The sequence below is a fragment of the Staphylococcus agnetis genome (assembly GCF_011466855.1).
Classification (GTDB): Bacteria; Bacillota; Bacilli; order Staphylococcales; family Staphylococcaceae; genus Staphylococcus; species Staphylococcus agnetis.
In genome coordinates this window covers 1793934-1818557 of sequence record NZ_CP045927.1, presented here as the reverse complement: position 1 = coordinate 1818557, position 24624 = coordinate 1793934, and the positions used below count along the sequence as shown (strand labels likewise).

Annotated in this window: 28 protein-coding genes; 24 read left to right on the top strand and 4 right to left on the bottom strand. The window is 34.0% G+C overall.

Annotation, left to right across the window (positions count from 1 at the left end; all coding sequences use genetic code 11):
- Nucleotides 1–18 precede the first annotated feature (18 nt).
- Both nhaC and GJE18_RS09345 read left to right on the top strand, forming a co-directional pair.
- Nucleotides 19–1428, top strand: a complete 1410-nt coding sequence (gene nhaC / locus GJE18_RS09350) for a Na+/H+ antiporter NhaC (protein ID WP_107368261.1) — start codon at nt 19–21, stop codon at nt 1426–1428.
- A gap of 106 nt (nt 1429–1534) precedes the next feature.
- On the top strand, nt 1535–2008 hold the full coding sequence (locus tag GJE18_RS09345) for a hypothetical protein (RefSeq protein ID WP_060551648.1): 474 nt from the start codon (nt 1535–1537) through the stop codon (nt 2006–2008).
- Between the two features lie 42 nt (nt 2009–2050).
- Here the strand turns inward: GJE18_RS09345 and GJE18_RS09340 are convergent, their stop codons facing one another.
- Nucleotides 2051–2779: a CHAP domain-containing protein gene (locus tag GJE18_RS09340; protein ID WP_085622641.1), complete on the bottom strand. Its 729-nt coding sequence runs from the start codon at nt 2777–2779 to the stop codon at nt 2051–2053.
- Nucleotides 2780–3240: 461 nt separating this feature from the next.
- Here GJE18_RS09340 and GJE18_RS09335 point away from each other — a divergent pair, with 461 nt between their 5' ends.
- The 14 genes from GJE18_RS09335 (at nt 3241) to GJE18_RS09275 (ending at nt 14403) form a co-directional block, all read left to right on the top strand.
- Nucleotides 3241–3564 (top strand): PH domain-containing protein, encoded by a 324-nt coding sequence (locus GJE18_RS09335; RefSeq protein ID WP_060551646.1) that lies wholly within the window; start codon nt 3241–3243, stop codon nt 3562–3564.
- 403 nt (nt 3565–3967) lie between these two features.
- Nucleotides 3968–5017, top strand: a complete 1050-nt coding sequence (locus GJE18_RS09330; protein ID WP_107368262.1) for an LLM class flavin-dependent oxidoreductase — start codon at nt 3968–3970, stop codon at nt 5015–5017.
- 24 nt (nt 5018–5041) lie between these two features.
- Nucleotides 5042–5395 (top strand): DoxX family protein, encoded by a 354-nt coding sequence (locus GJE18_RS09325; RefSeq protein WP_085622639.1) that lies wholly within the window; start codon nt 5042–5044, stop codon nt 5393–5395.
- Between the two features lie 264 nt (nt 5396–5659).
- Entirely contained in the window at nt 5660–6007 is a 348-nt protein-coding gene (locus tag GJE18_RS09320) for a transcriptional regulator, SarA/Rot family (RefSeq protein ID WP_107368263.1), read from the top strand.
- A 161-nt stretch (nt 6008–6168) separates the two neighbouring features.
- Nucleotides 6169–6543: a peptidase G2 autoproteolytic cleavage domain-containing protein gene (locus tag GJE18_RS09315; RefSeq protein ID WP_107368264.1), complete on the top strand. Its 375-nt coding sequence runs from the start codon at nt 6169–6171 to the stop codon at nt 6541–6543.
- On the top strand, nt 6500–6976 hold the full coding sequence (locus GJE18_RS12205) for an N-acetylmuramoyl-L-alanine amidase (RefSeq protein WP_240928870.1): 477 nt from the start codon (nt 6500–6502) through the stop codon (nt 6974–6976). The genes GJE18_RS09315 and GJE18_RS12205 overlap by 44 nt, the downstream gene beginning before the upstream one ends.
- Before the next feature lie 30 nt (nt 6977–7006).
- Complete coding sequence (locus tag GJE18_RS12200) at nt 7007–7513, top strand: SH3 domain-containing protein (protein ID WP_240928869.1); 507 nt, start codon at nt 7007–7009, stop codon at nt 7511–7513.
- Between the two features lie 429 nt (nt 7514–7942).
- Nucleotides 7943–8539, top strand: a complete 597-nt coding sequence (locus GJE18_RS09305) for an HAD hydrolase family protein (RefSeq protein WP_240928868.1) — start codon at nt 7943–7945, stop codon at nt 8537–8539.
- A gap of 165 nt (nt 8540–8704) precedes the next feature.
- Nucleotides 8705–9895, top strand: coding sequence for a cytochrome P450 (locus GJE18_RS09300; protein ID WP_165805033.1), 1191 nt, complete (start codon nt 8705–8707; stop codon nt 9893–9895).
- Entirely contained in the window at nt 9885–11177 is a 1293-nt protein-coding gene (locus GJE18_RS09295; RefSeq protein WP_240928867.1) for an NCS2 family permease, read from the top strand. Before GJE18_RS09300 ends, GJE18_RS09295 begins: the two co-directional genes overlap by 11 nt.
- Before the next feature lie 188 nt (nt 11178–11365).
- Nucleotides 11366–11713 (top strand): hypothetical protein, encoded by a 348-nt coding sequence (locus GJE18_RS09290; protein ID WP_107376434.1) that lies wholly within the window; start codon nt 11366–11368, stop codon nt 11711–11713.
- Between the two features lie 195 nt (nt 11714–11908).
- Complete coding sequence (locus GJE18_RS09285) at nt 11909–12325, top strand: hypothetical protein (RefSeq protein WP_107368267.1); 417 nt, start codon at nt 11909–11911, stop codon at nt 12323–12325.
- Between the two features lie 484 nt (nt 12326–12809).
- A complete protein-coding gene (locus GJE18_RS09280; protein WP_107368268.1) occupies nt 12810–13202 on the top strand; it encodes a YbaN family protein in 393 nt (130 codons plus the stop codon).
- A 283-nt stretch (nt 13203–13485) separates the two neighbouring features.
- On the top strand, nt 13486–14403 hold the full coding sequence (locus GJE18_RS09275; RefSeq protein ID WP_060551633.1) for an ABC transporter substrate-binding protein: 918 nt from the start codon (nt 13486–13488) through the stop codon (nt 14401–14403).
- Between the two features lie 203 nt (nt 14404–14606).
- Here GJE18_RS09275 and GJE18_RS09270 read toward each other — a convergent pair whose 3' ends face one another.
- Together GJE18_RS09270 and GJE18_RS09265 are read right to left on the bottom strand one after the other, a co-directional pair.
- A complete protein-coding gene (locus GJE18_RS09270; protein WP_085622637.1) occupies nt 14607–16121 on the bottom strand; it encodes a sodium:solute symporter family protein in 1515 nt (504 codons plus the stop codon).
- Between the two features lie 69 nt (nt 16122–16190).
- Nucleotides 16191–17072, bottom strand: a complete 882-nt coding sequence (locus GJE18_RS09265; RefSeq protein ID WP_107368269.1) for an N-acetylneuraminate lyase — start codon at nt 17070–17072, stop codon at nt 16191–16193.
- A 150-nt stretch (nt 17073–17222) separates the two neighbouring features.
- On the opposite strand from GJE18_RS09265, the gene GJE18_RS09260 reads away from it, so the two are divergent.
- The 4 genes from GJE18_RS09260 (at nt 17223) to GJE18_RS09245 (ending at nt 20192) form a co-directional block, all read left to right on the top strand.
- Nucleotides 17223–17888, top strand: coding sequence for a FadR/GntR family transcriptional regulator (locus GJE18_RS09260; RefSeq protein ID WP_060551630.1), 666 nt, complete (start codon nt 17223–17225; stop codon nt 17886–17888).
- Nucleotides 17869–18729: an ROK family protein gene (locus GJE18_RS09255; RefSeq protein WP_060551629.1), complete on the top strand. Its 861-nt coding sequence runs from the start codon at nt 17869–17871 to the stop codon at nt 18727–18729. Before GJE18_RS09260 ends, GJE18_RS09255 begins: the two co-directional genes overlap by 20 nt.
- A 121-nt stretch (nt 18730–18850) precedes the next feature.
- Nucleotides 18851–19414 carry a biotin transporter BioY gene (locus GJE18_RS09250; protein ID WP_275087462.1) on the top strand — a complete coding sequence of 188 codons (564 nt, stop codon included), beginning with the start codon at nt 18851–18853 and terminating at the stop codon, nt 19412–19414.
- 22 nt (nt 19415–19436) lie between these two features.
- Nucleotides 19437–20192: a GNAT family N-acetyltransferase gene (locus GJE18_RS09245; RefSeq protein WP_060551628.1), complete on the top strand. Its 756-nt coding sequence runs from the start codon at nt 19437–19439 to the stop codon at nt 20190–20192.
- 121 nt (nt 20193–20313) lie between these two features.
- On the opposite strand, the gene fdhD is transcribed toward GJE18_RS09245, so the two are convergent.
- Nucleotides 20314–21111, bottom strand: a complete 798-nt coding sequence (gene fdhD, locus GJE18_RS09240; RefSeq protein ID WP_060551627.1) for a formate dehydrogenase accessory sulfurtransferase FdhD — start codon at nt 21109–21111, stop codon at nt 20314–20316.
- 179 nt (nt 21112–21290) lie between these two features.
- Here fdhD and modA point away from each other — a divergent pair, with 179 nt between their 5' ends.
- From modA to GJE18_RS09220, 4 genes are all read left to right on the top strand, one after another.
- Nucleotides 21291–22043, top strand: a complete 753-nt coding sequence (modA, locus tag GJE18_RS09235; RefSeq protein ID WP_107368270.1) for a molybdate ABC transporter substrate-binding protein — start codon at nt 21291–21293, stop codon at nt 22041–22043.
- A gap of 11 nt (nt 22044–22054) precedes the next feature.
- Entirely contained in the window at nt 22055–22726 is a 672-nt protein-coding gene (modB, locus tag GJE18_RS09230; protein ID WP_060551625.1) for a molybdate ABC transporter permease subunit, read from the top strand.
- The gene (locus GJE18_RS09225; protein WP_060551624.1) at nt 22727–23341 is read left to right on the top strand and encodes an ATP-binding cassette domain-containing protein; all 615 of its coding nucleotides are present in this window, start codon (nt 22727–22729) and stop codon (nt 23339–23341) included.
- A gap of 267 nt (nt 23342–23608) precedes the next feature.
- Nucleotides 23609–24613, top strand: coding sequence for a ThiF family adenylyltransferase (locus GJE18_RS09220; protein WP_060551623.1), 1005 nt, complete (start codon nt 23609–23611; stop codon nt 24611–24613).
- The last annotated feature ends 11 nt before the right edge of the window (nt 24614–24624 follow it).

Here is a 24624-nt window from a genome sequence, read left to right as displayed (position 1 = left end):
TAGAGGGGGGAAGGGTGTATGACACGCAAACCGTCATTTCTAGAAGCTATTTCAACGATTATCGTTATGATGATCATTGTATGTGTTGGATTTATCGTTTTTAAAATTCCAGTCCAACCGTTGCTTATTTTGGCTTCAGCTTATGCTGCATTTATCGCATGGCGTGTCGGGCTAAAATGGCAAGATTTAGAGGAAGGTATCGTACATAGATTAACTACAGCAATGCCAGCGCTATTTATCATTTTAGCTGTAGGTATTATTGTGGGGACATGGATGTATTCAGGGACCGTGCCTGGTTTAATTTATTATGGATTGAAATTTTTAAGTCCTCAATACTTTTTAGTGTCGGCATTTTTAATTTCGGCAGTGTGCTCAGTTGCTACGGGTACTGCATGGGGTTCTGCCTCTACAGCAGGTATCGCATTAATCGCTATTGCTTTGCAAATGGATATTCCTGCGGGTATGGCAGCGGGCGCTATTATATCAGGTGCAGTATTTGGAGATAAAATGTCGCCATTATCAGATACGACGAACCTTGCTTCGCTGGTCACACGTGTGAATATCTTTAGTCACATTAAACATATGATATGGACGACGATACCTGCGTCAATCATAGGAATGATAGTTTGGCATATCGCTTCTATAGGTTTAGCACACAATGCGAACACTAAAAATATTCAAAAGATTTTATCTGATATTGATGCGATGTATCACATCAACATCATTGTTTGGATACCTATTGTTGTGATTGTGGTTTGTTTAATCTTTAAAATGGCCACAGTACCAGCAATGTTAATCTCTAGCGCCTCAGCGATTATTGTCGGTACTTTCAACCATGGTTTTAAATTTCAAGATGGATTGATAGCAACATTCACAGGATTTACGCCTGACATGTTAACCACAAATGTTGATGGATTATCTAAAAATGCATTAACTTTGATTGAACAAGGTGGCATTATGAGTATGACACAAATTATTGTCACGATATTTTGTGGGTATGCATTTGCAGGTATCGTTGAAAAGGCAGGTTGTTTAGATGTATTACTTGCACTCATCTCTAAACAAATCAATACGCGTGGTTCATTAATATTAGTGACAGTTTTAGGTACCTTAATGATGGTACTAGCTGCTGGTGTTGCTTCAGTCGCCATTATTATGGTCGGCGTATTACTTATGGATATGTATAACAAAATGGGATATGACCGTGTGAATTTATCTCGAACACTCGAAGATTCAGGAACAATGGTGTTGCCTCTTATACCTTGGGGAACATCAGGTGTCTATTACACACAACAATTAGGTGTTCACGTCGGGGAGTTTTTTGTTTGGGCGGTGCCATGCTATTTATGTATTGTCATTGCATTATGTTATGGTTTTACAGGAATAAGCATAAAAAAACAACAGAGTGAACAGCGTGTTTTAAATTGATATTTTTAAGATTTTAAGGTTCATCTATGTTTAAAAATTTGAATAACGGTTATATTATAACTGTAAATGAGGTGATTCCATATTTTACTTAATAGGTCTTGTAGCGATGATACTATTATGGTTTGGGATACACCAATTTATCAAAAAAGACTTACATGTTGTAAAAAGTCCTTCTATCATTTCTTGGGTTTTCAGCTTTATCTTGTATTTTGTAGCGATTGTACTTTATAGAGCTGAAACCCATACTTTTGTGTTTAAAGTCCATGAATTAATCCTAATTACAGTATTTGGCTTTATTGTGGCATGGGTGTACTCTCACTTGCGTAAGTCTATTGATACAATGGTTTATACAGTAATTATTGCTGTATTGTCGATAATATTGGTATTATTAACGTTCTCAAACCATGACGTTGAAAATGTTTCGATGATGTTGACTGTACGATTGATTCTGACGGCATTACTTGTTGGTGTCGGTGTAGATGTCGTGAGAAGACAAATAAAATCGAAACAAATGGAAAACTTTCCATTATTATATTTATTCGCATTTGGATATTGGGTCACTATAGCATATTGGTTTTAAAAAAAGAGGTTCTCCGTTAATGACGGAAACCTCTTTTTTAAATTAATGAATGTAATTGTAACTTGCTGCTTCAGCTGCTGAAATCGTACGTGATGTTACAACGCCAGGACCTTGTCCATAATTCATTTCAGAAACTGTGATGGTACCGTTGCTGTTTACTGATTCAACGTAAGCAACATGACCAAATGGACCTGAAGTTGTTTGTAAAATCGCACCAGCTTTAGGTGTATGATTAACTGTGTAACCTGCTGCTGCAGCTGCACTTGCCCAGTTATTCGCATTACCCCATGTTGAACCAATCGTACCACCTACACGATCAAAAACATAGTACGTACATTGACCGGCAGTGTATAAGTTGGATCCTGATGTACCTTTAGAAACTGTGCGTGAAGCAGATGTTGATGAAGTTGTGTATGACTGATTAGACGTTGTTGTTTTTGGAGCTGAAGTCGTTGGTGCAGAGTAATTATAATTAGAAGCAGTAGTGTTGTAGCGATAGTTTGAAGTTGATGTGTAATTATAATTATTTTGAGTTGTGTAGTAATAGCTTGAACCATTTCCGCCGTTAAATTGTGCTGGAGACCAGTTACCTTGCCAAGTAAAGTGGTAGTTATTGTTTTGGTCAATTGTGTAGCTATAGCTATATGAAGTTGGGTCATTAGGGTTATAACCACCATTATATTCCGCAGCATCTGCGTCATGTCCGTGTGCTAAAGTAATTGCAGCTACACCTGCAGTAGCGATTGAAGTTGTAGCGATTAATTTTTTCATTTGAAAAAGTCCTCCTAAAAAGAATTCTATATATTATCAATTAAGACCATATGCTTGAGTAACTAACATTTTATACGTGTAAGTCGTGTAATTCATTTTTACAACGAGTAATACTCTAACAGAAAAAAATGTATTTGTGTGCTGTGTTAACACTTTGTAATTTTTGAGAAAATTTTTTATCATCGGTACATTATAAAAAGGAGAAGACAAAGTTGATGCCATCGTATTTTACGTTAAGAGAAATCAATATTTAGATTAATTAGAAAATTGATGTTAACGTTTTGTAATATGAATGACATTCTAAAGCACATTTAGGAAATCATTTATAAGGCTTAAATTTATATTTAGACAAATTTGATGGATGTTAAATTTTTAGCATTTGAACATTAATCACATTACAAGTAATTTAAAACAGCACTTGTTATAATGAGGTTAAGACTATTTTAAAGGGGCGGATTGTGATGATTCTTGACCGTGTGAATCCTGAAGATTTATTTCCAACTGAGACAGCGGGACCAGCTGTACTAGGTACGATTGAATATGAAATACAGGGTCAAAGAGAGTATGAAGGGGCATATATTGCGACAAATGAGCGACTTATTATGAATGTAGACATGAATGGTCAGTTCTACTACCGAAATATTCCGTATGAAGATATTTCAAGTCTTTCATATGAAAATGGTGTCTTGTTGTTTGGGTTTGAAGTAGGTAAAGTAGCGATGAAAGACATTCAAACGGCAGACGTCCAACCATTTATCGATTATGTACAACAATACATTAAATGATGTGTCTAAAAGCATTTTATAAAAAGTACCATCGCAACTTGCTTTTAAGGACAGTTCAAATTAAACTGTTCCATCTACCAATATTAAAACATTGTATTTAAAGTTTTATTTCAAGCAGCTATCAAACTGCAACCTCATTTATAGATGAATGTTATAGTATCTCTAATCACCTTCAAGGTTCATTTTTGTATGAATTTTGAAGGTTTTTATTTGAAATATAAGGTTTTATGCTTAGACTATGACATTTTAGGGCGCTTTGAATAGATGTAAATACGGCATGCGCATCACTATAAAACAAAAAATCGAAAAATATTTCTAATTCGAGATAAAATGATTGACTCACCTATTTTATGGCGTTATAATTCAAATATAAAATTTATACCGAAGTCGAGGTGAGAGATCAATGAAAGTAGAATTAGGGTTAACTTCTTTTGCAGACAACCATGACATTTATACAGAAGATAATGTTTATCCTGCAATTACCAATGCAGAAAGGATTCGTAACATTGTTGAAGAAATCCAATTGGCTGATGAAGTAGGGTTAGATGTATATGGTCTTGGGGAACACCACCGTCCTGATTATGCTGTATCAAGTCCAGCAACGGTATTGGCTGCTGCAGCATCAACAACGAAACATATTAAATTGTCTTCAGCGGTAACGGTGTTATCCTCTGATGATCCTGTTCGCGTATATCAACAATTTTCAACAGTTGATGCGCTATCAAACGGTCGAGCAGAAATTATGGCAGGACGTGGTTCATTTATCGAATCATTTCCATTATTTGGATATAATTTGAATGACTATGAACAACTGTTTGATGAAAAAATACAATTATTAATGGAAATTAATCAACATGAAATCGTTCGTTGGGAAGGGAGTTTAAGACCCAATATTGATGGGTTAGGTGTGTATCCACGTGCTGATAAAGCATTACCGATATGGTTGGCTACTGGGGGAACACCAGAATCTTCATTAAAAGCCGGTTCACTTGGATTACCCATTACGTATGCTATCATAGGTGGTAATCCTAAACGTTTTGCAAGAAATGTAGCAATGTATAAAGCGATGGCAGAATCCCATGGATATGAACCAGAAACATTACAAATTGCATCACATTCGTGGGGATATGTTGCTGATACGGATGAAGAAGCTCAAGCACAGTATATGCCAGCTACTGAAGCACACCACAATATCATCGCTAAAGAACGTGGTTGGCCACCCTTTACGTATGAACACTTCCAACGTGAAATAGGACCAAACGGGGCTATGTACGTTGGAAGTCCAGAAACGGTTGCACAAAAAATTATTGATACTGTAGAGGCGTTAGGATTAACTCGATTTATGTTACATTTACCAATAGGATCAATTCCACATGAACGTACATTAAAATCAATACGTTTATTTGGAGAAAAAGTAAAACCTATAGTGGATGCGTATTTTAAAGATAAATAACTAATGATAAGGAGAGATTGATTTATGATTTTAAGATATGTTGCAAATTTAAAAGTAGCAAAAGAATTAGTGAACGCTGCAAAACCAAAATTAAAAAATGACCAAGGGTTAAGAGACGCATTTGAATCTTTTAATTTATCACCAGACCTCGTGCGCGTTGTCGGAGCGGCTGAAACAGCAGCTGCAGTATTATTTGGATTAAGTATTTTTAGTAAACGTTTATCACAACTTGGATCATTAATCACAATTGTGGTATTGGGTGTAGCGATTCAAAAACATTTTCAAGCTGGTCACGGTAAAGAAGGCGCGCAACACGCAATTGATTTAGTTTCTATGGCAGGTTTGAGTCTAGCTGACACATTAGTAAGCAAAAACTAATTAAAAATTTTAATAATAAATTGTTTTTGTTATTTGGGACTATGACATTATGCTGTTATAGTTCCTATTTTTTATGCCTGTGTGGGAGGCATAAAAAGCAAGCGTTTTGAAAAAAATCGAATATATTTTCAAGAAGTAATTGAAAAAAGCGCGGTAAAGGTTTAGAATACAATTATTAAGAAATTAAATTTCTAAGTAAATATAGTTTTTAGAAACACAGAAAGTTATGTATGCATCTTGGATAGCAACTACTGAGGTGATTAAATGAAGAAGTTTCCAATTAAAAACATGAAAGAGTTTATTGCCGTTTCACGCACAACTAAAGAAATCTCCAGCAATATTAAGCAGCAATATGCATTGACATATGAAGAGCTCTTTATTCTTGTACATGTACATGAAAAAAGGTTGCCTGCATATAATGTCAAAGATATCATCACAGTATCAAAGTTTAAACCGTACTATATTACAAAAGCGCTTCAAAAACTAAAAGAAAATGGGTATTTATCTAAAAAGAGAAATGAACAAGATGAACGTACTGTTATTATTGAAATTTCTAAGGAACAGTATGCAAAGATTGATCAATTATTTGAAGAGATCGAATCTAAATTTTAAATCAATACCATCGTTAATGTTTACACAACATTAATAGTGTCAAAACGACTAAATTCACAAGCGAGATGAAGAAATGGGCGCATTTCTATCTCGCTTATTTTTGTTAAATAAAATTAAACCATGCGCTATGCGTATGGTTCCGGAGAGGTTCCAGTGACCAAATGTTCCATCACAAAGATAAGTATTTAAAAGATGAGTTCGGCGTAACACAAACACAGATAGTGAAAAAAGAGTGGCACGATGACGAAGGTAATTGGTATGAAGAGGAAGTTGAAGTGCCAATACCTAATTCAGACTTTAAAGAAATTGATGAAGAAGAATATCTATCATGCAGTGAACGTCCGGAATGGAATGTGGTTGGACTTGTAGGCCAAGTATTCAATCGAATTGATAACACGGTAGGGTTAAACGACTATATTATTCCTGATAAAGGGATTAGCACTAAAGATAATAACAATGGTTTCTATCGTGTGTTAGAAATCACTACACCATTTGATACTGAAAAAGGTTACGCGTGTTATTCGTCCGCCATATGAAGATGCAGATAAAGGTGTGACAACTAAAGCAACTAAGATTGAAACGATTAATCAAACAATTAATTATAAAATGCCTAATTGTTCAGGTGATGTGAAAGGCGTAGTCATTCATAACACATCAAGTAGTTTAACAGCCAAACAAGATTATAATAATTTAAAGAATGCGTCAGAAGCTAGATATGAAGCAGGTATTGCGCATTACTATATTGATAGAAATACAGTATGGCGTGCAATTGATACCTATAGTGTTGGCTGGCATGTGGCTAATGCATACGGTAACAATGCATTTATAGGTTATGAAGTAGATGAATCAATGAGTGCCAGCAATAAAGACTTTATGGCAAATGAACAAGCATCATTTAAAAAAGCAGCAGCATACTTACTTTATTATGGGTTACCGGTAAACAGAGAGACCGTGAAACTGCATTGTTAGTTTGTTCCAACAGGTTGTCCACACCGTAGTATGGCGATTCATACAGGATTTGACCCAGTTAAACAAGGTGCTGCACCTCAATCTATTGTGAACCAATTGAAGGATTACTTTATTCAAGAAATTAAAAAATATTATAATAATCCAGCATTAAAAGCAGGTTCACCAGCTAGTAAAGGTGTACCAGATCGTAACACAATTCCAACGGACAAAGATAAAGAAGATTTCAACACTGTTAAAGGCGAAAAAGTCGATAGTGGATGGAGAATGAATGTCCACGGTATTTTATGGAAACCAGAAAAAGCGACATTCACAGCATCTACTGATATTTATACACGCTATAATGGTCCGTGGACTGGATGGGAAATTGCAGGTATGACATATGCAGGTCAATCAGTTAACTATGACGAAGTTTATGACTTTGACGGTTACATTTGGATTGCGTGGACGGTAAACAGTGGCGCACGTGTTTATATGCCAATCGGTTATTCAAATAGTAATGGAAGTCGTGTAGGTAATCCATGGGGAACGTTTAGTTAAATATACCAATAATTATTCCTGGGCGCTTCTGCGCTTTTTTTAATTTTTGTATTGTAATCGCTGCCAAAAAAAGTTGAAATTTATTTGCGCGAAACAACTTATAATATTGTACGCTCACTCTTCGGAATGTTTTTTTATTCTTTAGTGTTAGTTATAAAAATAGTAATAAAATTCATATTTTATTTAGTCCTCTTACCAAATTATGTTATAGCTGGCGAGGGGATTTATCTAATTATTAAATGCATGCTTACTTATTAACTTATACTGTTTCTTAGATGAAACTATATGAAATCTAGTATTAATGAAAAAAAGTGAATATTGCTACAAATTTTACTAGAAAATTGTTTATTAAACGTACTTTTACCGAAAATATTGATTAAAAGTTTGTTTATATGTTAATATTTTTATTGTTAGAAAGGAGGAAGGTATGTGATTTACGTATTTGATGTAGACGGAACGATATGTTTTAACGGACAAAACATTGAACCTAATTTGCAAGAAGCTATAAAATGTTTGAGTAAAGAGCACCAAGTAATATTTGCTTCGGCGAGACCAATAAGGGATTTGTTGCCAATTGTTCATAATTTTGAGAACAAAATTCTAATTGGTGGAAATGGTTCTATAATTTCCATAGATGATCAGGTTGAGGTGATAGAATATATACCTTTTGAGGAATATGAATTTATTAAAAGTTTGATAAATGACTATAATTTAAATTATATAATCGATGGATCATTTGATTATTCAGCAAAAGTAAGTATTGAGAATAAAATATACAAACAACTTGATCCAGATAATCTTGCAAAAAACGTTGAACTGAGTGAGATAAAGAAACCGATTAAAATTATATTAATAGATGTACCTAAAAATTTATATAATGAGATAAGAAAATCATTTGAAAGTTATGAAAAATCATTGTCTATTAGTTATCATGAAAGCGATAACAATATTGACATAACAGCTAAAGATATAAATAAATTTACTACGTTACACAAGATAATTAGCAACCAGCCGTATGTTGCTTAAGGTAATGACATTAATGATTTTGAATTACTTAAAAATGCAGAAGAGGCTTATTATATTACATCTGAAGATAAAGATTTACCAATTGGTAACGTTAATATAGTTTCAAGTGATTCCCAATCAGTAGAAAATACATTAAGATATCTTTAAATAGGATAGTGTATTTACTTGTCACAGAATTTAAAAAATGAAATGTCTAGCAGCAGAGAAATTGTTAAAAAAGTTTTATTTAATAAAACCGAGGGATTTAATAATTCGATTATATGGGAAGAATCATTAAATTCTTGGGTTATAGTGAATAACCAAACAGCAAAAATAGTACTTAATAGTTCTGATTTTACAGCCAATAGAAAGAGGCAATTTATTGATAAACTTGATGCTTCATACGAACAAAAATTGATTTTAAAAGATTTTTATTCTAATTGGTTAATGTATATGGAAGGAGACGATCATAAGTCTCTAAGAAAGAAAATACAAAAACCAGTTAGTAAAATTAGAAAGAAAATACAAGAAATCAGTGAAGAAGCTACAAATGAGATTTTGTCTGTTATTAATAAAGAAGAATTTAATGCTATTAGTGATATTGTAAAGCCTTATAGTAATTTAGTTCTTTCAAAAATATTTGGCTTATCTATAAGTGATTATCAAAATATTCTAAAGGTGTCAACTGAAGCAGTAAATTTTCTATGGAATCCAAATCCAACTGAAACAGATATAGAACCAACTGTTGAATCTATATTGAAAACTACCAGTTATATAAATAAAATTATTGATGATAAAAACTACAATGAGGATGGGCTATTTAACCTGATGCTTCAAAATATATCTGTAGAGAGTGAATTTATTATAGCATTAATTAACATGGTTATAGATGGACATGAACCTTTTCAATCTAGTCTATCAAATTTGATTTTTTATTACATACACATTAAAGAAAAAGCTGGATTTGAAATGGCTGATAAGGACTTAGTAAACGAAAGCATACGTATAGAACCACCGTTTTCTTATTGTGCTAGAGAATGTGTAAACCACACATATATTGAAGGTAATAAAATTAATAGTGGTGATAGACTAATGGTGGTTCTTTATGTAAGTAATAATATAGATGAATTTGAGAAAAATTATAAAACTGAAAATTGTGAATATTCAAATAAAAATAATTTTTCTTTCGGTCATGGAATGCATTATTGCTTAGGTGCCCAAATCACTTTGTTATCATTGGAAAAATTTATCGAAATATTCAAACAAATGGATGATCAATACAAATGGCAGGTAAATGATTATTCTAGTGAAACTAGCTATGGATTCAAATCAATAATTGATTTGAATATAGTTACTGAGGAAATATATGTTAAATAATATTAACAGAGCAAATAAATTTAAAACAGAACTATTCGCTGCCATTATTACGTTTTTTACATGTAGTTATATAATAATAGTAAATTCAGTGTTATTACAAGAGGCTGGTATGCCGTTAAATTGGACGATAATAGCTACGACAATTGTTTGCGCAGTTAGCTGCGTAATAATTGGACTGTATGCAAAAGTTCCTTTAATAATAATTCCCGGAGTAGGAGAAACAATCTTTTTTACATTTACAATAGTAAAATCTCATGGATTTAATTATCATGAGGGATTAGCTGTCGTACTTGTATCTGGTTTGATTTTCATGATTATTAGCTTAACTCCTTTTGCTAAACTTTTAAATAGTGCTATACCTAAGGTTTTAAAAGATGGGATAACAATAGGTATAGGCTTGTTTATGGCTTTTGTAGGATTACAAAACAGTAACATTATCGTTTCAAGTAATCAAACACTTATTTCTCTTGGAGAGTGGAACATTAATACGACTATTTCTTTACTTATTTTGCTACTAGCACTTGTCTTGTTTGCTTTAAAGGTGCCTCTATCGTTTTTAATTACTATTATATTAGGCTCCATTATAGCATTTATATCAAAAATTGCATCATTTAGTAGCGATTACTCTATTATAAAATTCGAAGCATTATCAAATAATAATACAGCTTTAAGTTTCTCATTTGATAAAATTGGTGATTTATCTTTTTGGTCACTTGTATTCTCATTGACTATATTAATAGTATTCCAGAATTTGGGTACAATTAATGGATTTGGAATTTCAAATACCAAAAAATTTGCAAGAAGCTTTAAATCTGTAGGGGCAAGTAATATAATTTCTAGTCTATTAGGTATAAGTTCAACTGTTGTAGCTGTGGAAAGCGCAACATCAATTCACTCAGGTTCTAAAGATGGCCGAAGTTCAGTATTTGTAGGAATAATGTTCTTGGTTTCGTTATTATTCTTACCACTGATTATATCAATACCAAGTATAGCATTATCACCGATATTAATTATAATCGGTGGTTTGATGCTAATGAATATACAAAATATTGAGTTTAACGACATGACCGATTATATACCATGTTATATAACAATAATTATGATACCTTTAACATTTGATATTGCAACTGGGATGGGTTTTGGCTTTGTTTCCTATGTAGTAATAAATTTAGTTTGTGGGAATATAAAAAAAATTAAATATACCATTGATAGTTATTACAATATTATTTATTTTAAGTTATGTATTTCATTAATAATAGCTACTCTTATATCACAAATATGAAGATAACCAAAATACATTTTTGTTTTTTAGTGTCTACTTGACAGGGGGCAGCTTAGAATAGGCGGTTTGTATGGTAGCATTAACACCATTTTTGACACTGTTTTTGTTAATTTCTATTTTCAAAAATTAATTTATTTTCAAAAATTGTGTTAAAATGTAAAATGATAACTATAGAAAAAAGGGGTTTTATGGAAAGGTTAAAAGAAGAATTAAGTGGTTCTGCTTTTTCTATAATATTTTTTGTTATTGGTATCGCTATCTTACTTATAGGGTTAAACATGGATGCAAATTATATGGAAACCCATCCACGTCATCCTGCATTTCTTTCTGAAAAATTTTTAATCGGTTTTGTTGATGGACTATGGGTCGCAGTTGTATATTTACTTTCAATTTTAGTTTTTATTGTGACTATAGTAATTGCTTTTAAATTGAATGAATGGTTCACTTCTAAAGTCGCTTCTATTATAGTGGTTTTTTTATCAATAATTATGATTATACTTACCGTTTTTTTAATACAAGTGCCTTTAGTTATTTAATGACTGCAATTGTATTAATCATAGGGATATGGCTATGTAATTCACCTTCAATTAACAGAAGAAGGTATTAAGTCAGATTTTCATAATCACTCAGTTAATTATTGAGTGATTATTTTTTATTTACATATACGAATACGCAAAATTCTACTTAAATGAGTAAGTGGGTTATGCTGATTTGAAGAACGGAATGATCATATGTCAGAAATAGTCAGTTGGGTTTTATCGTCAAGTGTGATAGCTGCTTGTATTACTTATATAGCTAATACAAAAATCAAAAATAAAGAATTATTAGTTAAAATTAAATTAGAAGAACAAAACAAATGGATAATGAATGTAGATGAAAGTTTAAAAAAGTTTGTGGGGTTAAACTTAGATTACCCTAAAGATTTAGTAGATTATTCGTTGTATAAAATTAGTGAAGATGAAATTTCTAAACAAATGATGGAGTTAAATAAAGCCCAACACTCGCTTGTTTTTTATATACATCAACTCGAGTATAATCAAAAATCAGTAAAAGATATAATGGATATCATACAGAATATAGTGAAAAAAATAGAAATACAAACAAACACAGCTCAAGAATTCAGAAATAATGATGGAAAAAAGATTTAGCATCATGGAGAAAGATAGGTGATATAACAACGGAAAATGAAAAAGAAATAGGGAGCAGTAATATAGAATTAGCTATGAAAATAGGAGGATTGGCAAAAGGAGAGAAGAAAGCACTAGCTAACGAAGTAGTTGAAAATAAATTCACTAAAATATTAATAGAAATATTTAAAAGTTCACCTAAATAAATAGGTGGCTTTTCTGGTATCACTGATGCCACTTTTGATACCGTTTTATGTTAATTTCTAAGAAATTGACGATATTAGTTTTTAAAAATCCCTTTATAAAGACGTTTTTGAAACTATAGAATTAACTGATACCACATATATATTACCAATGGAAGATATGGCGTATCATCAAATTGCAGACATTGGGCTTCGTGCACTACAAATTCATTAAAATATAATGGCTTATGAAGTGTAGTCATTGAAAGAAAAGAAAACCCTATTTATAATGAAACGGAATACGAAAGAGGGAGACGAGCATCATGCGCTATGTATTAATAGCTATTGGCGTCATTTTTACGTTACTTGGTTTTGCTGGCGCAGTGTTACCTTTGTTACCCACAACGCCATTTTTACTTGTAGCAGTTATATGTTTTGCTAAAAGTTCAGAGAGGTTTCATGATTGGCTTGTTCAAACGAAAGTATATCAAGCCTATGTTGAAGATTTTAAATTGTATCGCGGCTATACTATGAAGAAGAAAATCCAATTGCTTATTAGCTTGTATATTGTTGTAGGGTTTTCAATTTGGGCTGTTGATATTGCATTGATTAGAGTGGGACTTGTCATTATGGTCATCATTCAAACCATTGTATTATTAACATGGGTGCGCACGTTGCCAAAAAATCATCAAAAGAAAAGCAATTTTGACAGTTAACTTACAAGAGTTAATGATTAATACATGTATTACGATTACGTTCTCAAAATGGAAAGTCATTCATTTTGGGGACGTTTTTTGTGCTTGACCTGCAAAACTAAGTGATCACCTAAAAAATACATATGAAGATGAAATGAGCTCAAAACGGCGCTTTGACTGTTTGCGATTTAATAATTGTTCATAAAATTGTATTTTTAAAATCTTTGATGATATTAAAGGTATTGCTTTAACAAACCAAAGTGTATATAATAATGATAATCATTATCAATTGGAGGAACAAAACATGCAAAAATGGTTCATTCCATTAGTAGCTATGATTTTACTATTAGCTGCTTGTGGTCAAAATAAAGAGGAAAAATCTGCGCAATCGGATGTTAAGACGTTAGCGCTAAAGACAGCAGAGGGCAAACAAAATGTTAAAATACCGCAAACACCTAAACGTATCGTCGTACTAGCTCCTACGTATGCTGGTGGTTTAAAATATTTAGATGCCAATATAGTTGGTGTATCTAATCAAGTAGATCAAAGTCCAATTTTGAAGAAACATTTTAAAGATATTGATAAAGTTGGCAATGACGATGTAGAAAAAGTGGCATCATTAAAACCTGATTTAATTGTTACATATAACACGGATAAAAATACAAAAAAACTTGAAAAAATTGCGCCTACTTTAGCTATCAATTATGGTATGTACAATTATCTAGAACAACAAGAACTTCTAGGTCAAATTATGAATAAAGAAAAAGAAGTAGCAGAATGGAAAGAAAATTGGGTGAAACAGACAAAACAAGATGGTACGGAGATTAAAAAAGCCATTGGAAAAGATGCGACTGTTTCAATCATCGAAGATTTTGAGAAGAAAATTTATGCTTATGGTAAAAACTGGGGACGCGGTAGTGAGGTCATCTACCAAGCATTTGGTTTAAAAATGCCGACAGAATTAGAAAAAGCAACTCAAAAAGAAGGTTGGAAAGAAATTTCTAAAGAAGAAATTGAAACATATGCGGGTGATTATATCGTTAAAGCGAAAGCACCAAAAGCGGCACAACCAGAATTTACCCATACTGCAATGTGGTCTAATTTAAAAGCGGTCAAAGCAAAGCATGTATTTGATGTGGATTCAAGTATTTACTGGTACAATGACCCTTATTCTCTAGATGTGATTCGTAAAGATTTAAAAGAAAAATTTCTAAAGAATTAGACATTGCATATTAGCATTTCACCCTGTATATTCAATTCAAATATGACGCATTTAAGTGATTGCTAAGTTGACATAAAACAATTGATAAAGCCTTCAAAGTTCATCTCAACATGAATTTTGAAGGCTTAACTTTTTAAAAAGCACGTGCTCATTCTGAATGTAAAGCTTGAAATGTTTTTAACATATACATGGATGATAGTGATTTATTTTCTAATATACGTACTCGTTTTATGTTTTTCATAAATTGTAAGTCCTGTAATATCTTTTTTGGCATGTGGAATGATCAAGCTAGATAGATACGCTGTTCCAAAAGCGATAAAGAACGCAATGATTGATGTATAGAATGGTGATCCAGCTCCACCGACACCTTGGAGGAAGTAACTTACAATAACTGCTACAATGAGACCTACTATCACGCCAATGCCATGGGTACGTTTTGTAAAAATGCCGACAGCAAATATACCAGCGAGCGGTACACCAAATAATCCTGTAATGAGTAGAAATAAATCCCACATGTCACTAGAATTTGAAGCAATTAAATACAGTGAAGCCATTAAGCTTATCAAACCAACCACGATGGTAGTTATTCTCGCAAAACGTACTTCAGCTTTTTCAAGTTGTTTGCCAAAGAAACGTTGCTTAATGTCAATTGACAGACAAGCTGAAATTGAATTTAAGCTTGATGATATTGTCGATTGTGCAGCTGCAAATATCGCAGCAATCAATAATCCGCCTACAAATGGAGGCATTTGTGTCAATATGAAATACGGAACAATTGATGAGGTATTAAAATCTTTAGGTAGTGCTGTTTGATGTTCATAAAATGCATAGAGTGCGGTACCCATTCCAAAAAATATGGGTGCAGAGATTAATGCTAAGATACCATTTGTCCAAATGGATTGAGACGTTTCTTTCATCGATTCTGAAGCCTGATAACGTTGAACAACGTCTTGACTTGCAGTATATTGCTGTAAGTTATTAAATACACTTCCTATAAATATAATCGGAATCGCAGCTGCAGCAGCACTGAGTTTCCAATTATCTGCACTGATCAGTTTTTTATTTTGAATGGCATCGTGTGCAACTGTGGAGAAACCACCATCGACTTGACTAATTGCCATGACAATAATAACAATAGCACCGCCAAGTAATATCACCCCTTGGATAAAATCACTCCAAACCACACCTTCAAATCCACCAAGAAATGTATAAATAATACATAAAATACCTACTAGGCAAGCTACAACATATGGGTTAATGTCGGAAACAGCAGTGATTGCAAGTGTTGGTAAATAAATCACAATTGCAATACGTCCTAAGTGAAATAGCACAAATAATAATGAACCAATGACACGCACTGCTGGATTGAAACGCGCCTCTAAATATTCATATGCTGAAGTGACATGTAACTTTTTGAAAAATGGAATATAAAAGTATATTAATAACGGGATAATTGCTACTATCGCTATATTTCCAGCGATATAAGACCAGTCTGTGAGAAAAGACTTTTCAGGTGTGGACATAAATGTAATTGCACTTAAAGTTGTTGCGTAAATTGAAAAGCCCACTACCCAAGAGGGCAAGCGACCGCTCGCAGTGAAAAAACTTTCAGTATCTTTTCCAGCACGACGTGTAAAATAGGCGCCAATCATAAGCATGAGCAATAAATATAATATCAATGCAACCCAATTCCAAAAACCAAACCCAATTGTATTCATAATCATAACCCCTCTCTCATTCATGATGAATGCGGTAAATACGCTAAACGTGTTTCAAAGTGCCAAAAGTTATAAGTGATACGTTCGAACGAGTGTTTCTAATTGTGGTCTAAGTGCTTCATTAAAAGGATGAAAAGGTGCTTTAGGATAGCCTGTTTCGATGCCTTTTTCTTTTAAAATGGCTTTTAAAGTTGGATATAATCCCATCTTTAAAACCTGTTCGATAATGTCATTTGACTCACGTTGTAATTGATAAGCTTTTTCTACATTTCCAGATTGTGCTGCTTTAAAAATGGCTTGTGCACGGACACCATTAATGTTATAAGTTGACCCGATTGCACCATCAACGCCTGAAATTGCCGCTTGAACAAGCATTTCATCGAACCCTGAAAAAATGAGTTTATCTGGAAAAGCATGACGTAAGCGCTCAAGTAAGAAAAAGTCTGGCGCTGTATATTTCACACCAATAATACGCTCATTTTTAAACAGCGTGTCAAACTGTTCGATTGTAATATTGACGCCTGTTAATCCTGGAATCGCATAAATAATCATGTCATTTTGAGTTGCTTCGATAATTTTAAAGTAATAATCTCGTATTTCTTCAAAAGTAAATGGATAGTAAAACGGTGTAACTGCAGATAATGCATCGTAACCGAGTTCTGTTGCATATTGACCTAATGCAATTGCCTCATTTAAATCTAATGAACCGACTTGGGCAATTAAGCGAACATCATTTTGTGCTTCATCTTTAACAATCCGAAATACATCCTTCTTTTGCTCTGTATTCATTAAGAAATTTTCACCTGAACTACCATTAACATATAAACCGTCAAGTTGATGTGTATCTATCGCGTTTCTAACCACCTCACGCAATCCACTCTCGATAATGTTACCTTGTTCATCAAAAGGCACTAATAGTGCAGCGTATAAACCTTTTAAGTCGTCTTTCATTGTTATCCTCCTATAGCTATTGAAATATTGGTCAGACCAATTTATACTTATATTGTAAGCGCTATCATTTACGAGGTCAATATATCATTTTATAGTAATATGACAATGTATGATAAACTTGAATCGTTATGAAAGGGGAAGTGCTTAGAGATGGAAGGCATGAACGGTCGTCAAAGCTTAAAAGAAAAAATGGTAAAAAATATTAAAGACTATATTTTAAAAGAACAACTTAAGGTCGGAGATAAATTACCTACTGAACGTAAATTAGCCGAAGTATATCAAGTGAGTCGCTCGGTGGTTCGAGAGGCCTTAAGTTATTTAGAAAACACCGGCGTGACTGAAAGTGTTCAAGGGAAAGGTACGCTTGTAAAGGCACAAGATATTACACCCTTAATAGAAGGGTTTTTATTTAGCTTTCAAGTAAATCGTGGGAATTTAAAAGATTTAATGATGTTGCGATTAACCTTTGAACTTGCTGCAATTGATGTGATCGAACGCGATGAAACGTCTTTAGAGGCCATTGAACGCGTACTTGTAAATGACGCATCTTCGTTTAGTATTGCAGATGATAAAGCATTTCATCAAAGTATATTAGAAGCGGTCAATGTACCATTGTTTAAACAAATGAGCGCTGTTGTTCATGCCTATTTTTATCAAACACCCATTAAATCATCAATGATAGACAATCAATTGAGTATTGATGATCATCAAGCGATTTTTGACGCTTTAAAAGCCAAACAGTTCACAAAAGCAAAAGCATTATTAACTCAACATTTATTGCGAGGTGCTCAATTTTATGACGAAAATTGCATTTGACATTGGGGGAACATTTTTAAAATCTGCCATCGTTGACTCTGAATTTAATTTGAAAGGCTATCAAAAGTTGCCTACGCCAGTAAATGAAAATGACGCGATTTTAAACGAAATATTGCGACGTGTAAAGACATATATGCACACGTTCCATCTTAAAGAGGTACGGATTGGTATTTCGACAGCAGGTGCGGTAAATCAAGCGGAAGGCACAATCGTTTATGCAAACGATAATATTTTAAACTATTCAGGAACGCATTTTAAACAAGCGTTACGTCGATGCGCATCACATGTGAATGTTTATAACGATGTAGACGCCGCTTTGTTAGGCGAATTAAGTTACCGTAAACAATCACTTGCAAGCGTATTTTGTTTAACATTAGGCACAGGGATTGGTGGAAGTTATTTCCAAGAACCAAACGGTTTAATGGTAGGTGCACGACACCGTGCGAATGAAATTGGTAATCTCCTTTATGATTTTGAAACAAAAACAAACTATGAAGACCGTGCATCGACCCGCGCGCTGAAAAAACTGATGGTAGTTCAAAACTACGGTCATGATAATGTTATTCAATTGTTTGAAGATGCACACCACTATGAAGCAAGTCAAAAACTTCTGCATACATGGGGACGTGAAGTAGCTCGAGGTATTGCTGAAGTACAAATCATGTACGATCCGGCGCATATCATCATTGGTGGGGGTATTTCTAAACAACAACGTGACTTGCTAAAATACATTGAACCACACGTTCAATCGTTTTTACCTCCTCATTATGGTCATGCTAAAATTGAAACTGCACAACTACACAATGATGCTGCACTAATAGGTGCGGTTTCAAAATTGTAAACACTCTAGAAAAAATGTTTACAATCATGTATAATACGGCAATGGTTATATTTTTATGATGACTATTTAAAGAAAGTCATATGTTTTGTGACATCTTTAATGTCTTTAGGGAGGAAGTAAAGTGAATCATACTCGATTACTCGTTTATACTGCCTTAATGACGGCAATAATTGCTGTCATGGGGTTTGTCACGCCTATTCAATTGCCGTTTATACCAGTACCTATTGTACTCCAAAATATTGGTATCTTTTTAGCTGGTATATTATTAGGGCGTAAATATGGGACGTTAAGTGTTATCGTATTTTTAATACTTGTCGCTTGTGGAGCACCATTATTATCAGGTGGACGTGGTGGCATTGGTGTCTTTATGGGCCCGAGCGCAGGTTTTTTATTCATGTATCCAGTTGTCGCATTCTTAATTGGTTGGGTGAGAGACCGTCAATTTGAGAAGCTCAATGTACTTAAAGTATTTTTCATTATTTTCATTATTGGTGTAGTATTATTAGACTTTGTTGGCGCTATCGTGATGGGCTTTATCACACATATACCTGTGTCTAAAGCGCTTTATACCTCGTTAGTGTTTGTACCAGGAGATTTGATCAAAGCGGTGATTGCATCATTTTTTGCAATAGCGCTTCTTAAAAATCCAGTAACTGCACGTGTTTTAAAACAAACACATCTATAAAAACATAAAGGGGATGATAGGGATGCCTATATCGATGGAAACGATTTATACAGATGCTCAAGTTATTGAAAGTTATTCACGGTATACGCGTTTTCTTACACCTCAACATCCTCATAAATTTGATGGGAACAAATGGCGATATCATATAATGCCGGATACATTAACATTTAAACATGATATGGTCATACAACGGCAGCAACATATGCAAACTTCATCAACACACCTTTATTTTGAATTTCCAGCTGATATGGCATTATCAACAGAAATGCTACGTCTATTAAGAACAGAAGGTTTCGAATTAGGGTGTGTTGAAATGTATGCAATAGATGGAGTTGCTTTAGAAGCACTTTCAGAAGAGACGCTACATTTAGTTAAAGTCAATTCACATCGTATTAATGATTACCTTGAAATCTTCAGTGAATTAAGTACACCTTATGGTACAATTTATGTGAATGAAGCGTGCAATTATATTCGAGAACAGGTTAGCCATGGAGAAGGTGGCTTAGACTATTATGTGGCCTATGAGAATGAAATGCCTGTCGCGATATTAAACTTAATCGAAGGTGAAACTACACTTGAATTAGACGGTTTCGCAGTAAAACCTGAATATCAAAAGCAAGGTTATGGTAAACGTATCCAAGCCGAAATTGGAAAACGTGCAGGCCAACGTTCGGTTATTTTAGTTGCTGATGCTGAAGATACTGTAAAAGATATGTATATTAAACAAGGTTACACATACATGCATTTTCGCTATAGTGCACTATTAGAGCATGCCTAAACTAAAATTTTATAGATTATAAATGGGAGACACCCTCAAAATTCACGAATTTGTGAACTATTTTGAGGGTGTTTTATATGGTGTTCACGTCAATGTTGAATCATGTTTGATGGATGTGTGTTTAACTTTTGGGATGAGTGATGCGATGGGCATGACTATAAATATTAAAATGTTGATTACGCACAAAGCCTATGGCAGTAATATTTAAATCATTAGCAAGTTGAATAGCAAGGGTCGTTGGTGCTGATTTTGAAATAATCATGCCTACGCCAATTTTAGCTGCTTTAATTAAGATTTCTGATGAGATGCGCCCACTAAAAATTAATATTTTATCTCTAACAGAAATTTCATTTTCGATACAGTATCCATACAATTTGTCTAACGCATTATGTCTCCCGATATCTTGACGATGAATATAAAACGCATCTCCATCACTAATGGCGGCATTATGTAATCCACCAGTAGCTTGAAATGTCTCACTTTCGTCTTGAAGACGGTGCATCATTGTTAAAACTTGTTCAGGATGTAACTGAATTTTTGACATCGATGTTTTGGCTATAGCCGCATCATTTTGAAAATAGAACTCGCGACTTTTGCCACAACAAGATGCGACCAATCTTTTATTTGAAAGTTGAATACGGTCATGTACATTATAGGTGAGTTCAACATGTACAAAACCTTTACTCTCATCAATATCTATTTGTTTTAACTCTTGACGTTTTAAAATCACACCTTCAGATGCTAAAAATCCTAAAATGAGCTCATTTAAGTGTGTTGGACTACAAATAACTGTAGCAAACTCTTCACCATTAATCATAATTGTTAATGGGAACTCCGTCACATAATCATCATATGTTTCGTGGAGTTGACCGTGTTCATATCTGATGATTTTTTGGTTGTAATGTATATCTTGATTCACCCCTGTGCCCCCTTTACACATTTGTATTTATTTTACGCTTAAATATAAAAATATTAAACCAATTAGGCCGAATTCACATGTTTTAAGATGTCGAATGATATACGTTTTAACGTGCAATTCAGCATTGTTTCATGGATAATATATACTGATAAGTTCATACGCGGAGAGGATTGTTATAAATGAAAAGGGTTGTATGCTTATGTTTAATCATCAGTCTCGGTGTGCTTTTATCGGGATGTCGTGATCAATCGCAAAATAATCATGAGAAGGCACATTTAACGATTTCTGCTGCTGCAAGTTTAACAGATGTCACGAAAGAGCTCGAAAAAGCGTTTAAAAAAGAACACCCAAATGTTAACATTGATTTCAATTATGGTGGGTCTGGTGCTTTAAGACAACAAATCGAAAAAGGGGCACCGGTTGATGTTTTTATGTCTGCGAATACAAAAGATGTAAAGGTCTTACATCAAAAAGGCAAAATTAAAGATACATATGATTATGCACATAACCAATTAATTTTAATAAAAGGACGCGGAAAAAAGACGCCACCACTAGACCAATTAAAGCGTGATGACCATGTTGCGATGGGTGAAGTGGCCTCTGTTCCCGCAGGAAAATATGCCAAAATGTATTTAGATAAACACGGACTGTGGGATAAAGTCGAGCCACATGTGGTCTATACAAAAGATGTGCGTGAAGTGCTAAACTATGTAGATAAAGGGAATGCGAATTATGGCTTCGTATACCAAACCGATTTATATGCTGGCAATACACAGGATATAAACGTTGAGAAAGTAAAAGTGACACCAATCAATCAACCGATTACTTATGAGATGGGGCGTATTTCTGACCGCGATTTAAGTAAAGCATGGGTTACTTTTATGAAATCTAAAGAAGCAAAATCAATTTTAAAGCAATACCATTTTGAATAATAGGTGATATTATGGCTGATTTAACGCCATTATGGATTTCGTTACGCATTGCATGCATCAGTACGATCGTTGTTGTGTTTTTAAGTATAACATTGGCAAAATTGTTATATAATAAGCAAAATATTTGGACACGTTTAATTGAAAGTTTCATATTTTTACCCATTATTTTACCGCCAACTGTACTCGGTTTCTTATTATTAATTGTTTTTTCAGTAGAGGGCCCCATTGGGCATTTACTTACAGACAATTTAGGGATACAAATTGTGTTTTCTCTTGTAGGCGCTACGATCGCTTCGATAATTGTGAGCTTTCCTCTAATGTATCAACATGCAGTCCAAGGTTTTCGCACTATCGATACCCAAATGTTGAATGCAGCGCGTACAATGGGCGCTTCTGAATCAAAAATATTTTTGAAGTTAATATTACCACTTTCAAAACGCGCACTCATTTCAGGAGCAATGTTGGCCTTTGCACGTGCGATAGGTGAATTTGGTGCAACGTTAATGGTGGCTGGTTATATTCCAGGTCGGACAAATACATTACCTTTAGAAATATACTTTTTGGTACAACAAGGTCGCGAAAGTCAAGCATGGTTATGGGTTGTCGTATTGGTCGCATTTTCAATTACGATTATCGGTACTATGAATTTGTTAAATAAAGATGCATATAAAGAGAGGGATTAGATGTTACGTATTCAACTCAAACATCATATTAATGACCATATGATTCAACTCAATATTGATACATCTTATCCGCAAATCTACGCTCTTGAAGGGGTATCAGGAGTAGGAAAAACAACATTATTGAATATGATTGCAGGCTTACGTACGCCAGAAGAGGGATGTATTATACTCGGTCAACATACGATTCTTGATACGCAGAACAATGTAAACCTTGCGCCGCAACAAAGAAATATCGGGTATTTATTTCAAGATTATCAATTGTTCCCACATATGACGGCGCTTGAAAATATTAATTTTATGCATCCTGATGCCTCTCACGTTCAGACGCTTTGCCAATCACTGAAAATTGATCATTTATTGGATGCATATCCGCATCAATGTTCTGGGGGCGAAAAGCAACGTATTGCTTTAGCGAGAGCGCTCAGTCAAAAGCCAGACCTTTTGCTCTTAGATGAACCTTTATCAAGTTTGGATGATGAGACTAAAGAAGAAAGTATTGCGCTCATCAAGCAAATATATCATTTGTGGGGCATTCCGATTATCTTTGTAACCCATTCCAAATACGAAGCAGCCCAATTGGCGAATCATGTCATTAAAATCTCTGTGTCAAAATAAAACATCTATATATGACTTCAATTGCCTTCAAAATTCAGAGTATCGAATTTTGAGGGCTTTTATTTTATGTTGGAGCCACTTGTTCTATTTAGCATCATATAGGGATTTTACTCCTTAAAAAGCGTGCTTTTACGGGATGAATTTATTTTATTTATCATATACATTAGTATTAAATAGAGAAAACTTGATTATAAAGTCATTTCTTTGAGACCGATTCAACTTAACTTTATAATAGATAACATAGATGATGTTAGAAAGGTACATAATATGATGCAAAATCGTTATTCAAGACAAATGTTATTCCAAGAAATTGGAACAGAGGGACAACATAAAATAAATTCGAAGACTGTTTTAATCGTCGGAATGGGTGCGTTAGGTACGCATCTTGCTGAAGGGTTAGTTCGGGCAGGTGTAAAACAACTACGCATCATTGATCGCGATTACATTGAAGCATCTAATTTACAACGTCAAACGTTGTTTACTGAGGAAGACGCGCATCATGCGATACCTAAAGTGGTCGCTGCTGAACGCGTATTAAAAGCGATTCGTTCAGATGTTTTAATTGAAGCAGTCATTGATCATGCAGATGTATACACGTTAAATGCGCTTATTGATGGTGTCGATCTCATTATGGATGCGACAGATAACTTCGAGACTAGAATGGTAATTAATGATGTAGCATTCAAGCATCAAATTCCTTGGATTTATGGCGGCGTCGTTCGTAGTACATATGTAGAGGCCCCATTTATTCCGGGAAAAACACCATGTTTCCAATGCTTAGTGCCTCAAATACCGTCAATGAATTTAACATGTGATACGGTGGGTGTGATTCAACCAGCTGTAACCATGACGACAAGTTTTCAACTTAAAGATGCTTTGAAAATTTTAACTGAAACACCCTTTAAACCTAAGTTGACATATGGTGACATTTGGGAAGGGACACATCACACGTTTGGTTTTAGTAAATTACAACGTGACGACTGTCCCACATGTGGGCAACATCCAACGTACCCATATTTGGAGCAACAACAATCTCATATTGCGTCCCTGTGTGGTCGTGATACAGTTCAGTACCAACACCCTGAATTAGATATCAAGACATTAATTGAATTTCTGGAACAGCGTCATATCGCATATAAAAGTAATGGTTATATGGTGCAATTTGAATTTCAACATCATCGCATGATTGCGTTTCAAAGTGGTCGTCTGTTAATTCACGGCATAAAAGAAACGGATAAGGCGTATACAATCATCAATCAACTATTCGGATAAGGAGACAGACA